This window comes from Cellulomonas sp. APG4 (assembly GCF_009996735.1).
Taxonomy (GTDB): domain Bacteria; phylum Actinomycetota; class Actinomycetes; order Actinomycetales; family Cellulomonadaceae; genus Actinotalea.
In genome coordinates, this window is sequence record NZ_JAACYI010000013.1 from 17,815 (window position 1) to 30,042 (window position 12,228).

The following is a 12,228-nucleotide window of genomic DNA, read 5'->3' on the forward strand; positions in this document are numbered from 1 at the left end:
GGGGGTCGATCAGACCGCGGTGAACCGCAGCACCGCGGCCTGCCCGGGCAGCAGCAGCGGCATCGGGAGACCGAGCTCGGTGAGCACCCGCCCCGACGCGGTGAGCCCGCCCGCGGCCCACCAGGCCGGCGGGGCGTCCTGCAGCATCCGCGGCTCCGCGCCGAGGGGCACGACGGCGACGCGGTGGTCGCGCGTCGGGTCGAGCCCGCGCATGCGCAGCGGCGCGGGCACCGCGGCACGCGGGTTCGCGAGCGTCGCGTACGAGACGAGGGCCTCACCGCCGTCGGGCGCGACCACGCCGTGCGCGACGACCGCGGGATCGGTGCCGTCGAGGCGCACCACGCGACCCGAGTGCAGCAAACCGCGCAGGTCGCGGTACGTGCCGACCCACGCCCCCAGGGCCGCCTGCTCGTCGGGCGTGGTGCGGGTGAGGTCCCACTCGAGACCTGCGGAGCCGAACAGGGCCGTCGCGAGCCGCAGTCCCAGGTCGCTCGCGCGCCCCGTGGTGTGCGCGGGCGAGGGACCCACGTGGCTGCCGAGGTACTCGGGCGGCACCAGGCCCGCGCTCCAGCGCTGGATGGTCTGGCGCTCGAGCGGGTCGTTGTCGTCCGACGTCCAGAACCTGTCGACGCGCTCGAGGATCCCGAGGTCCACGCGCGCACCCCCGGACGCGCACGCCTCGACCTCGAGCCCGGGGTGGCGCGCGCGCAGCTCGTCGAGCAGCCGGTAGACCGCCGTGGTCTGCGCGTGCACCCCCGCGGGGACGTCGCGGTTGTGGTCCCACTTGAGGTAGGCGATCGGGTACTCGGTGACGAGCGCGTCGAGGCGCTCGAGCACGTGCGCGTAGGCGTCGGGGTGTGCGAGGTCGAGCACGTGCTGGTGGCGCCACGTGGGTCCGCGCGACAGCACCCAGTCGGGGTGCTCGCGCGCGGTCGCCGAGTCGGGGCTGACCATCTCGGGCTCGACCCACAGGCCCAGCTCCATCCCGAGGCCCGTCACGTGGTCCGCGAGCGGGTGCAGCCCGTGCGGCCAGCGCTCGGTGTCGACGGTCCAGTCGCCCAGGGCCCGACGGTCGTCGGTGCGTCCCTGGAACCAGCCGTCGTCGAGCACGAACCGCTCGACCCCGATGCGGGCGCCCGCATCGGCGAGCGCGCGCAACCGGTCGAGGTCGTGGTCGAAGTACACGGCCTCCCACGTGTTGAGCGTGACGGGCCTCGGCCCCGGGACGGGCGAGGTGGCGCGCACCCAGCCGTGCAGCCGCTCGGCGAGCCCGTCGAGGCCGGCGTCCGACCACACCGCGTACGTCCAGGGCGTGGTCCACTCCTCGCCCGGCCCCAGGCGCAGCTCCCCGGGCGCGAGCAGCTCGCCTCCCCCGAGCACCGTGACACCGAGCGGCTGACGCTCGACCCAGTGCACGGTGTCGCCGCTCCAGCCGACGTGCAGCCCCCACACCTCGCCGTGCCCGAACCCGAAGCCGGGCGTGCCGGCGACCAGCAGGTACGGGTGGTCGTGGCCCGGCCGGCCGTGCCGGGACTCGCGCACCCAGGCGCCGTCGCGCACGGTCCCGCGCTGCGGGCGGCGCTCGTGCGCCCACGTCCCGCTGTGGTCGAGCACCTCCTGCGCCCGGTCGGGCACGGGAAGCACCGTCGCGAGGGCCGCGGGGCGCACGACGGCGGCACCCACGTTGGTCCACGTGTGCCGCACGCGGAGCACGCCCTGGTCGGTGAGCTCGACCTCGGTGGTGACCCGCGTGCCGTCGTCGGCCGCGAGCCCGTACGTCACCGACGACGGCGTGGCGGTCACGTCGCGCAGGGCCCAGGGGCCGTGCACGGGGCCGTCGTCCACGGCGCCACTGATCCCGGGGCGTCCCGTCCAGCCCTCGAGGGCCGTGGGCAGCAGGCTCAGGCGGAACGGCACGTCGAGCGAGCTCGGGGCGACGGCCGGGACCCGCGCGTCCACGAGCCGCTCGAGCTCGGCGTCGTCGAGCGGGCCCAGGTCCGTGCCCCAGTGCACGACCGCGGGCACGGCAGGGCCGCGGGCATCCAGCACGAGGCCGGTGCCCGCGGCCCTCAGGTGACAGATCACCAGGCCATCATCCTCATTCGGCGACGGGGATCGACTGCGACTCGAGCGCGGCCACCGTCGACTCCTGCGCGTCGCCCAACGCGTCGCCCAGGCTGCCGTCACCCGAGATCGCACCCGAGAACCCGTCCGACAGGTCGTTGTAGACCTGGGTCATCGTGGGGCCCCACGTCCAGCCCGCCGGGACGCCCGGCCCGGCCTCGCCGAACACCTCGTAGATCTCCTGACCGCCGTAGAACTCGACGCCCTCGGCGAGCGCGGGACGCTGCTGACCCTCGATCGTGGCCGGGTAGAGGTTCGCCGCCTCGATGAGCGCGTCGAGCGCCTCGTCGGACGTGTTGAGCCAGAGCGCGAACTGCGCGGCCTCGTAGGGGTGCTCGGTGCCGTTGAACACGGCGGTCGTCGAGCCGCCCCAGTTGCCCGCGGCGCCGCCGCCGGCCTCCCACTGCGGCATCGGTGCGACGCGCCACGAGCCCGCGGTGTCCGGCGCACCCGTCATGATCGAGTTCGCGCCCCACACGGCCGAGACCCACGTCCACGCCTGGCCCGTGTTGTAGGCGTTGTCCCACTCGCTGGTCCAGCCGGGCAGCGTCGAGACCAGGTCGCGCTCGATCAGGTCCTGCCAGTAGTCGGCCACCTCGACGGACTCGGCCGAGTCGAGGCCCACCTCCCACGCGTCGCCGTCGTTCGCGAACCACGAGCCGTCCGCCTGCCACACCAGGCCCGCGAACTGGTTGATGTCCGCCACCGAGAAGTTGGTGATGTAGCCGCCCTGCTCACGCACCTGCTCGGCCGCAGTCGCGAACTCCTCCCACGTCGTGGGGATCTCGATGCCGGCCTCGGTGAACAGGTCCTCGCGGTAGAACATGGCCATGGGGCCGCTGTCCTGCGGGATCGCGTAGACCGAACCCTCCTCGCCCAGGGTCGCCTGGCTCCAGGTCCAGTCGACGAACTGGTCGGCGGCCTCCTGGACGCCCTCGCACGCGCCGATGTCCTGCAGGCCGTCCTGCACGCGGAAGTTGGGCAGCGCGTCGAACTCGATCTGGCCCAGGTCGGGGGCGTTGCCCGCCTCGAGCTGGTTGAAGAAGTTCTGGTAGGTGCCGCTGTTGCCGTTGGGCCCGGTCTGGACCTCGACCTGCACGTCCGGGTTCTGCTCGTTCCAGATCGCGACGACGTCCTCGATCCCGGGCACCCAGGAGGTGAACTGCAGCGTGACCTCGCCGTCGGACGGCTCGCAGGCCGCCGCGTCCCCGCCCCCCGCTGCGCCCCCGCCGTCGGCGTCGCCGCTGCAGGCTGCGAGCGCGAGCGGGCTGAGCAGGGCGAGCGAGGCGACACTGACCGCTCGTCGTGTGATGCGCATCCTTGGTCCTTCTTTCCGGGGGTTGGGATGGGTCGGTCGGGGAGTGCGGAGGGCGGGTCGACTCACTTGACGGCGCCCGTGCCGAGGCCGCCGCGCCAGAAGCGCTGGAGCAGCAGGAAGACGGCGATGAGGGGCACGATCGAGACGAACGCGCCGGTGAGGACGTACAGGCGCAGCTCGGGCACCTGGTTCACCACGGTGTTCCAGTTGTAGAGACCGAGCGTCACGGGGAAGAGCGCCTCGTCACGCAGCATGATCAGCGGGAGGAAGAAGTTGTTCCAGATCGTCACGAACTGGAACAGGAACACCGTCACCAGGGCCGGGACCATGAGCCGCACCGACACGGTGAAGAACGTGCGCACCTCGCCCGCGCCGTCGAGCCGCGCAGCCTCCATGAGCTCGAGCGGCACGGCCGAGGCCGCGTAGATGCGCGCGAGGTACACGCCGAACGGGCTCACGACGCTCGGCAGGAACACGGCCCAGAACGTGTTGGTCGCGCCCACCTGGCTGAAGATGAGGAAGAGCGGCAGCGCGAGCGCCGTCGCGGGTACCAGCACCCCGCCCAGCACCACGTTGAAGAACAGGTCGCGGCCCGGGAAGCGGTACTTGGCGATCGCGTACCCGCACATGCCCGCGAGCAGCGTCGCGACGAGCGCCCCGCCGCCCGCGTACAGGACGCTGTTGAGCAGCCAGCGGGGCAGCACGCCGCCGTCGTAGGAGAAGACGGCCGCGAGGTTCTCGCCCAGCCGTACGTCCGAGAACCACAGCGGGCTGGTCGAGGTGAGGTCACCGCGGCTCTTGGTCGAGGCGACCAGCAGCCACCAGATCGGCGTGAGGAAGTACAGCGTGGCCAGTCCCATGACGAGCATGGCACCGCTGCGCGACAGCACGGACTCGCGCGGGCCGGCGGGGCGGGAGGCGGCCGTGGCCGCTGCCCGGCTGGGACGGGGGGCGGGACGGGTGCTCACTGGAAGGCCCTCCGCTGCGTCAACCTGAGGAACGTGAAGGACAGCACGCACGTCGCGAGCGCGAGCACCACCGAGAACGCCGCCGCGAGCGGCTGGTTGGGCACCGAGGCCGTCGTGTAGACGAGCAGGTTCGGCGTGTACGTGCTGGTGACCGCCGTCGAGAAGGTGCGGAAGACGAGCGGCTCGGCGAGCAGCTGGAGCGTCCCGATGATCGAGAACACCGCGGTGAGGATGATCGCGGGCATCGCGAGCGGGATCTTGATCGACCACGCGATGCGCAGCTGCGACGCCCCGTCGAGCCGCGCGGCCTCGTACACCTCGGCCGGGATCGCGAGCAGCGACGAGTAGATGATCAGCATGTTGTAGCCCACGAACACCCAGGTCACGACGTTGGCCATGGACCACAGCACGAGGTCGGCCGAGAGCAGGTCGACGGCCTGGGTCACGTCGCGGAACGGGGAGAGGTTGGGCGAGTACAGGAAGCCCCACATGATCGCGGCGACCACCCCGGGAACCGCGTAGGGCGCGAAGAACGCGAGCCTGAAGAACCTGCGGCCGCGCACCAGTGGCGAGTCGAGCAGCAGCGCGAGCACGAGGGCCAGCCCGAGCATCACAGGCACCTGGACCACGCCGAACAGCAGCACGCGGCCGATCGACGACCAGAACGCGTCGTTCGCGAGCACCTCGCGGTACTGGGTGAGCCCGCCGAACACCTCGCGCGGCGGTCCGAACGTGCCCTCGCGCTCGACCACCTGCGTCGAGCGCCACACGGCCGTGCCGATCGGCAGCAGGTAGAACAGCGCGAACAGCACGCCGAAGGGCACGACGAAGAACGCGATCGCTCGCTTGTGCGGCACACGGGTGCGCGCCCGGGGTGCTGGGGACGCGACGGTGGGTGCGACGGCGGTGGGCGTCATCGCGGGACCTCCTCCCTGACCACGCGCACGGCCCCGGCGGGGACGGTGAGCGCCGTGATCGGCTGCTGCTCGACGAGCTCGAAGCCTGCCGCCTCGACCTCGACCGGGGTGCTGCCGTGGTTGAGCACGAACAGCCAGCTCCGTGCGCCGTCGGTGCGGCGCACCACGTCGACGTCGGCACCCGCGCCGGGGAGGGGTCGCACCCCGGCGCCGTCGGCGACCTCGCGCACCAGTCGGGTGGTGGCGTCGAGGTCGGGGGTCGTCGCGACGTACCAGGCGGCGCCGGCGCCGTGCGCGCTGCGGGTGACGACGGGCGCCCCGGGCACCGGCCCGTCCGTGGCGTGCACCCGCGTCTCGGCCGTCGTCGTACGCAGCTCCTCGGCCCACAGGCTGCCCGCGCCGCCGTCGTCCAGGGTGAGCATCTCGCCCGGAAGCAACGGGTGGAACTGCTCGACGTGCACGCCGAGGAGGTCCCGGAACGCGCCGGGGTACCCGCCCAGGCGTACGCGCAGGTCGGCGTCGACGATGCCGCTGAAGTAGGTGACGAGGGCGTGGCCGCCGTTCGCGACGAGCCGCTCGACCGCGGCCGCGTCGCCGTCCCGCGTCAGGAACAGCTCGGGCACGACGACGAGGCGGTACCCGTCGAGCGGGGCGCCCGGGGCGACGACGTCGACCCCGATCCCGGCGGCCCGCAGCGCGCGGTACCAGTGGTGCACCTGCTCGAGGTACCGCACGTGCTGCGAGGGGTGCCCTTCGCCGTCGGCCGCCCACCACGCCTCGAACGAGAAGACGAGTGCGACGTCGTGGCGCACGGTGCTGCCCGCGACCTCCTCGAGGCGCCCCAGGGTCGCGCCGAGCTCGACCACCTCGCGCCACACCCCCGTGTCCGTGCCGGCGTGCGGCACCATCGCCGAGTGGAACTTCTCGGCGCCCTGGGCCGAGGCACGCCACTGGAAGAAGCACAGCGCGTCGGCACCGCGCGCGAGGTGCAGCAGAGAGGTGCGCAGCAGCTCGCCGGGACGCTTGGCGACGTTGACCGGCTGCCAGTTCACCGCACTCGTCGAGTGCTCCATGAGCATCCACGGCCGCCCGCCCGCGAGACCGCGCGTGACGTCGGCGCTGAAGGCGAGCTCGGCGAGCGGGTCGGGGAGGCGGTGGTCGAGGTAGTGGTCGTTGGCGACCAGGTCCATGTGCGGGGCCCACTGCCAGTAGTCCACGTCGCGGCGGTGGGCCGTGACCATGAAGTTGGTGGTGACCGGGATGTCGCTGTGCCGGCGGATCACCTCGGCCTCGGCCCGGTGGTGCGCGAGCAGCTCGTCCGAGCTGAAGCGCTGGAAGTCGAGCACCTGCGTGGGGTTGGGCGTCGAGACGGTGAGGCGCGGCGTGCCCACCTGGTCCCACGCGCCGTACCGCTGGCTCCAGAAGGTGGTCCCCCACGCGGAGTTGAGCGCCTCGATCGTCCCGTAGCGCGCGCGCAGCCAGTCCCGGAACGCCGCCGCCGAGACGTCGCACCAGCAGTGCGCGTTGTGGCAGCCCAGCTCGTTCGACACGTGCCACAGCCGGACGGCGGGGTGGCTGCCGTACCTGCGGGCGACCTGCTCGGCCAGCGCGACCGCGCGCTCCCGGAACACCGGTGAGCTCGGGCACCACGCCTGGCGGCCGCCCGGGTGGCGGCGCGTGCCGTCCGCGGCCATCGGCAGGATCTCGGGGTGCTGCGTGCTCAGCCACGGCGGCGGGCTCGCGGTCCCCGTGCCGAGGTTCACGCCGATCCCGTGCGCGTGCAGCAGGTCGAGCACGGCGTCGAGACGCTCGAACTCGTACCTGCCGGGCTCGGGCTCCACGTCGGACCAGCCGAAGACGTTGACCGCGACCAGCGACACCCCGGCCTCACGCATGAGGGCGACGTCCTCGTGCCACACCTCGGGCGACCACTGCTCGGGGTTGTAGTCGCAGCCGAGCACGAGCCCGGGCACGGGGCCGACTCCTGCCTCGCGGCGGGTGGCGGCGACGTCGGCGCTCATCGTGCTCCTTCGCACTGGTCCTCGGTGAACGGGTCTCTCGCAGGGTCTGTGACCGGTCACAGAACGCAGTCGGCCGTCTGTGGCGTAAAGTTCTCTGTGACCGGTCACAGAGTAGGAACGTCCGTTTCCGGATGTCAACACCCCGGTCCGGGACCACCCAGGAGGGCGCCGTCGTGACGGGCACTAGCATCCGTGGCATGCCGTCCACCGGAGCCCCTCGGCGGGCGACGATCCGCGACGTCGCGGTCGAGGCCGGACTGTCCCGCGGCACCGTCACGCGCGTGCTCAACGGCGAGCGCTACGTGTCCCCCGCGGCCCGCGAGGCGGTCGAGCGCGCGGTCGCCAAGGTCGGCTACGTGCCCAACACCGCGGCGCGCAACCTCGCCCTGCGCCGCACGCACGCGATCGGCTTCTGCGTGCACGAGCCCCACGCGTTGTTCCTCGAGGACCCGAACATCGGGTCGATCCTGCTGGGCGCCAACAGCGTGCTCTCGGCAGCCGACTTCCAGATGGTCAGCATCGTCATCGACTCGCTCCGCGACAGCGAGCGCGTCGCGCGCTACCTCAGCGGCGGGTTCGTGGACGGCGCCATCGTGGTCTCGGCGCGGCAGGACGACAGCCTCTTCGACGTGCTGCACCGGCTCTCGGTGCCCGCGACCCTCGTGGGCCGCCCACCCGAGGGCATCACGATGCCCTGGGTGGGGATCGACAACCGCGGAGCCGCGGCCGCGGTCGCGACGCACCTGCTCGCCACGGGCCGCCGTCGGGTCGGCATGCTCGCGGCCGCGCTCGACCGCGACTCGGGCGCCGATCGCCTCGCCGGCTTCCGCGACGCCCTGGGCGACAGGTTCGACCCGGAGCTCGTCGTCGAGCTGCCCCTCTACGAGTACACGGCGGGCCGCGCCGCGATGACGCAGCTGCTCGCGCGCGCCCCCGAGCTCGACGCCGTGTTCGCAGCCTCCGACGCCGTCGCGGCCGGCGCTCTCGAGGCGCTGCGGGCCGCGGGACGCCGCGTGCCCGACGACGTCGCGCTGGTCGGGTTCGACGACAGCTCGTGGGCGCTGCGCTGCGACCCCCCGCTCACCACCGTGCACCAGCCGGCCCGTGTGCTGGGCGAGCGGGCGGCCCAGTCCGTGCTCGCGCAGCTGCGCGGCGCGCCGGCCGACCTCGACGGTTCACTGCTCGAGACGCACGTCGTGGTGCGCGGCTCCGCCTGACGCGACCCAGGTCACGCCGCGAGCACGAGCGAGGCCGCGATCGCGAGCATGACCAGCGCGATCGCGCCGTCGAGCAGGCGCCAGGCGCCCGGCCGTGCGAAGACCGGTCGCAGCAGACGCGCACCGAGGCCCAGGGCCGTGAACCACACGACGCTGCCCACGGCGGCCCCGGCCGCGAACCACCACTCGTCGCCCGGGTGCCCGTGGGCGATCGAGCCCAGCAGCACCACCGTGTCGAGGTACACATGGGGGTTGAGCCACGTGAGCGCGAGCGCGGTGCCCACCGCCGCGGCCCGCGAGCCGGGCGCTGCGCCCTGTGCCGCGTCGAGCGCCTGCGGGCGTGCTGCCCGGCGTGCCGCGACCAGCGCGTAGACCACCAGGAACGCGGCTCCGCCCAGCCGGACGGCCGTGAGCAGGCCGGGCCTGTCCTGCACCAGCGCGCCGGCCCCCGCGACACCGGCACCGATGAGCACGACGTCGGAGGCCGCGCACACGGCGACGATCGCAGCCACGTGCTCGCGTCTCAGGCCCTGGCGCAGCACGAAGGCGTTCTGCGCGCCGATCGCCACGATGAGCGACAGCCCGAGGCCCAGGCCCGAGGCCGCGGCGAGGAGGTGCGTCACGCAGGCGACGCTAAGGGGCACGGCCGATGAAGCACAGCTCAGGTTGCTACGTATGCATTAGCGTCGCTTCATGGACCTCGACCCCGCGCAGCTGCGCGCCCTGGCGGCCACCGTCGCCACCGGCTCGCTCGAGGCGGCCGCCCGCGAGCTGCACGTCACGCCGTCGGCCGTGAGCCAGCGGCTGCGCGGGCTCGAGGTCGCCACGGGGCGCGTGCTGCTGGTCCGCAGCCGGCCCGTACAGGCCACCGCGTCGGGCGAGGTGGTGCTGCGCCTCGCGCGTCAGGTCGACGCCGCGACGCGCGACGCCCTGGCCGAGCTGGGGGCCGAGGGCGACGGTCCGCGCACCCTGCCCGTCGCCGTCAACGCGGACTCGCTGGCCACCTGGGTGCTGCCCGCCCTCGCTCCGTTCGCGGACGTCGCCTCGCTCGAGCTGCACCGCGACGACGAGGAGCACACGGCCGAGCTGCTGCGCTCGGGCGTCGTGGTCGCGGCGATCACCACGGACACCGCGCCCGTGCCGGGCTGCGCGGTGACCCGGCTGGGTGCCCTGCGCTACCGACCCACGGCCACGCCGTCGTTCGTCGGGCGCTGGTTCCCGCAGGGCCCGACGAGCTCAGCACTTCGCCGCGCACCCGTGGTGCACTTCGACGCCAAGGACGACCTGCAGCACCGCTACCTGCGCACGCGCGGCGTGCCCGAGCACGCGGGCCCGGCCCACCACGTGCCGTCGTCGGCCGACTTCCTCGCCGCCGTCCGCAGCGGCATGGGCTGGGGCATGGTGCCCGAGCTGCACGCCGGCGCAGGCCTCACGAGCGGCGAGCTGGTGACGCTGGACCCCGCGGGAGTGCTCGACGTCGAGCTGCACTGGCAGCGCTGGAAGCTGCGCTCACCCCTGCTCGACGAGCTGACGGACGCCCTCACGCGCGCCGCCCGCACCCACCTCCGCCCCCTGACCCCTGCCCTCTCGCACACGCCGTAGTCTCGGGGTGACCGGCGGGCGACACCCCGACCCGATCCTTCGGAGGCCTGCTCGTGCGGACGACCGGACCGACCTCGTCCGCCGCTGCGCTCGGGCTCGCCCTCGCTCTTGCCGGCTGCGGCGCTGCGACGCCCGAGGAGTCGACGACGGCGTCACGATCTCCCGAGAGCACCCGTTCAGCCGCGCCGCCCTCGGCCGGACCGACACCGAGCGCCGAGCCGGAGACGGTCGACCTCTCTGCCGAGATCGGTGCGCTCGAGGACCAGTTCGCGGCCCGGGTCGGCGTGAGCGTCGTCGACACGGGCACCGGCACGACCGTGGAGCACCGGGCCGACGAGCGCTTCGGCTTCGCCTCGACGATCAAGCTCTTCGCCGCGGCCGCGCTGCTGCGCGACGTGCCGCCCGGAACCTGGTCATGGAGCGGCTCGGCGGACCCGCAGGCCTCGAGGCAGCCCTCGCGGACCTGGGCAACGCGACCACGAAGGTCGCCGACGTCGAGCCGGGTCTGAACCGCGTGGATCCTGCGGACGCCGCCAACACGACCACCCCGAGGGCGTTCACGGCCACCCTCCGCTCGCTGCTGCTCACCGCGGCGCTCACGGACGACGACCGTGCCCTGCTGCTCGACTGGGCGAGCGGCAACGCGACCGGTGACGCCCTCGTCCGTGCGGGCGCGCCGGCCGGCTGGGAGGTCGCGGACAAGTCGGGCGGGGCCGGTGCGATCCGCAACGACGTCGCCGTCGTCACCCCACCCGGCCGGGCCCCGATCCTCCTGACGATCCTCACGGAGAAGCGCGATCCGGCCGCCGCGTACGACGACGCCCTCGTGGCTCGCGTGGCGGAGACCGTCCTGACCGCCCTCGTCTGACCCCGCACGCCGAGGTCCGATCAGTCCGAGGCGTCGTCGAAGCGGTCGCGGGCGTTCTCGACCTCGGGCAGGTGGGCGGTGCACCAGGCCAGGAGCGCGTCCACGGGCTCGCGCAGCGTCTTGCCCAGCGGGGTGATGCGGTACTCCACCGCGACCGGCCTGGTGCGCACCACGAGGCGCTCGACGATCCCGTTGCGCTCGAGACGCCGCAGCGTCGTCGTCAGCGACTTCCCCGTCACGGCGGGGATGGCGCGTCGGAGCTCGCTGAACCGCAGGGGACGTTCGCAGAGCAGCTCCAGGACCTGCAGCGACCAGGTGTCGAGCACCTGGCCGAGCAGCTCCCGGTGGGGCGCGGTGAGATCGAGCTGGGCGTGGGCGGTTTCCGTCACGCCACCTAGTCTCGTTGAAGTGCCTTCCGGTGACCAGGTATCCCTGAGCTACCGATCGAGAGGAGCACTCCCGTGCCTGTCCGGCTCATGAGCCCCGACACCCTGATGCAGCCCGTCCCCTACCACCACGTCGCCGTCGCGACCGGCACCCGCCACGTCCACGTCGCCGGTCAGATCGCGCGCGACCCCCAGGGCGCCCAGGTCGCGCCCGGGGACCTGACCGCCCAGGTCGCCCACGCCCTGCGGAACACCGCCGCCGGCCTCGCGGCCGCGGGGGCCACGTACGACGACGTCGTCCGGCTCACGTTCTACGTCGTCGACTGGACCCCGGAGAAGATCGGTCCGTTCATGGCCGGGGTCGAGCAGGTCGCCGCCGAGCTGGGGCTGCCGCAGCCGCTGCCGCCGTCGTCGTTGATCGGCGTCGCCTACCTGTTCGAGCCCGACGTGCTCGTCGAGGTGGAGGCCACCGCCGTCCTCGCCTGAGCCGGCCGTACCCACCGGTCCCCCGACGACGAAGAGCCCGGCCGACCGGCCGGGCTCTTCGTGTGACCCTCTGTGCGCGAGGGGGGACTTGAACCCCCACGTCCTTTCGGACACTGGCACCTGAAGCCAGCGCGTCTGCCATTTCGCCACTCGCGCGCGTGCAGAGCAGGCAGAAGGCTAACACGGTCGCCACGCCCACCGTTCGGCCCACCGTGCACCGCTCCTGGGCCGTGCGGCGGATACGATCACCGTGGACCTCTGGGCGGTCGGACGACCGGTCGGCGCGTCACGCAGCCCGGCACGGCGTCGGCTGCCGTGGCA

The 12,228-nt window shown here is 73.4% G+C and carries 10 protein-coding genes, 1 tRNA gene and 1 pseudogene; 4 read left to right on the forward strand and 8 right to left on the reverse strand.

The genetic code is table 11. The features are described from left to right. Positions 1–9: 9 nt before the first annotated feature. The 5 genes from GXB85_RS10750 to GXB85_RS10770 form a co-directional block, all read right to left on the reverse strand. Complete coding sequence (locus GXB85_RS10750) at positions 10–2,085, reverse strand: alpha-galactosidase (protein ID WP_370524170.1); 2,076 nt, start codon at positions 2,083–2,085, stop codon at positions 10–12. Between the two features lie 13 nt (positions 2,086–2,098). Continuing rightward, on the reverse strand, positions 2,099–3,442 hold the full coding sequence (locus GXB85_RS10755) for an extracellular solute-binding protein (protein ID WP_161917659.1): 1,344 nt from the start codon (positions 3,440–3,442) through the stop codon (positions 2,099–2,101). 62 nt (positions 3,443–3,504) lie between these two features. Continuing rightward, entirely contained in the window at positions 3,505–4,329 is an 825-nt protein-coding gene (locus GXB85_RS10760; protein WP_237728187.1) for a carbohydrate ABC transporter permease, read from the reverse strand. A 77-nt stretch (positions 4,330–4,406) separates the two neighbouring features. Next, the gene (locus GXB85_RS10765; protein WP_161917660.1) at positions 4,407–5,327 is read right to left on the reverse strand and encodes a carbohydrate ABC transporter permease; all 921 of its coding nucleotides are present in this window, start codon (positions 5,325–5,327) and stop codon (positions 4,407–4,409) included. Then, positions 5,324–7,348 (reverse strand): beta-galactosidase, encoded by a 2,025-nt coding sequence (locus tag GXB85_RS10770; protein WP_161917661.1) that lies wholly within the window; start codon positions 7,346–7,348, stop codon positions 5,324–5,326. The genes GXB85_RS10765 and GXB85_RS10770 overlap by 4 nt, the downstream gene beginning before the upstream one ends. Before the next feature lie 197 nt (positions 7,349–7,545). Between GXB85_RS10770 and GXB85_RS10775 the strand changes: the two genes are divergently transcribed. Further along, a complete protein-coding gene (locus GXB85_RS10775) occupies positions 7,546–8,565 on the forward strand; it encodes a LacI family DNA-binding transcriptional regulator (RefSeq protein ID WP_161917662.1) in 1,020 nt (339 codons plus the stop codon). 11 nt (positions 8,566–8,576) lie between these two features. Here GXB85_RS10775 and GXB85_RS10780 read toward each other — a convergent pair whose 3' ends face one another. Then, on the reverse strand, positions 8,577–9,188 hold the full coding sequence (locus GXB85_RS10780) for a LysE family transporter (protein ID WP_161917663.1): 612 nt from the start codon (positions 9,186–9,188) through the stop codon (positions 8,577–8,579). A gap of 70 nt (positions 9,189–9,258) precedes the next feature. Between GXB85_RS10780 and GXB85_RS10785 the strand changes: the two genes are divergently transcribed. Both GXB85_RS10785 and GXB85_RS18860 read left to right on the forward strand, forming a co-directional pair. Continuing rightward, complete coding sequence (locus GXB85_RS10785; protein WP_161917664.1) at positions 9,259–10,167, forward strand: LysR family transcriptional regulator ArgP; 909 nt, start codon at positions 9,259–9,261, stop codon at positions 10,165–10,167. A gap of 157 nt (positions 10,168–10,324) precedes the next feature. Beyond that, positions 10,325–11,035 (forward strand): annotated as a pseudogene (locus GXB85_RS18860) (serine hydrolase); the annotation flags it as partial. Between the two features lie 20 nt (positions 11,036–11,055). Here the strand turns inward: GXB85_RS18860 and GXB85_RS10795 are convergent. Continuing rightward, complete coding sequence (locus GXB85_RS10795) at positions 11,056–11,424, reverse strand: helix-turn-helix domain-containing protein (RefSeq protein ID WP_161917665.1); 369 nt, start codon at positions 11,422–11,424, stop codon at positions 11,056–11,058. Positions 11,425–11,496: 72 nt separating this feature from the next. Here GXB85_RS10795 and GXB85_RS10800 point away from each other — a divergent pair, with 72 nt between their 5' ends. Continuing rightward, positions 11,497–11,907 carry a Rid family hydrolase gene (locus GXB85_RS10800; RefSeq protein WP_161917666.1) on the forward strand — a complete coding sequence of 137 codons (411 nt, stop codon included), beginning with the start codon at positions 11,497–11,499 and terminating at the stop codon, positions 11,905–11,907. Positions 11,908–11,980: 73 nt separating this feature from the next. Here the strand turns inward: GXB85_RS10800 and GXB85_RS10805 are convergent. Further along, positions 11,981–12,063 (reverse strand) — tRNA-Leu (locus GXB85_RS10805). Positions 12,064–12,228 lie beyond the last annotated feature (165 nt).

Excerpts from the sequence above, each read along its gene's own strand:
- GXB85_RS10775 (WP_161917662.1), top strand. The coding sequence starts at position 7,546 with ATGCCGTCCACCGGAGCCCCTCGGCGGGCGACGATCCGCGACGTCGCG.
- GXB85_RS10785 (WP_161917664.1), top strand. The coding sequence starts at position 9,259 with ATGGACCTCGACCCCGCGCAGCTGCGCGCCCTGGCGGCCACCGTCGCC.
- GXB85_RS10765 (WP_161917660.1), bottom strand. The coding sequence starts at position 5,327 with ATGACGCCCACCGCCGTCGCACCCACCGTCGCGTCCCCAGCACCCCGG.
- GXB85_RS10755 (WP_161917659.1), bottom strand. The coding sequence starts at position 3,442 with ATGCGCATCACACGACGAGCGGTCAGTGTCGCCTCGCTCGCCCTGCTC.
- GXB85_RS10770 (WP_161917661.1), bottom strand. The coding sequence starts at position 7,348 with ATGAGCGCCGACGTCGCCGCCACCCGCCGCGAGGCAGGAGTCGGCCCC.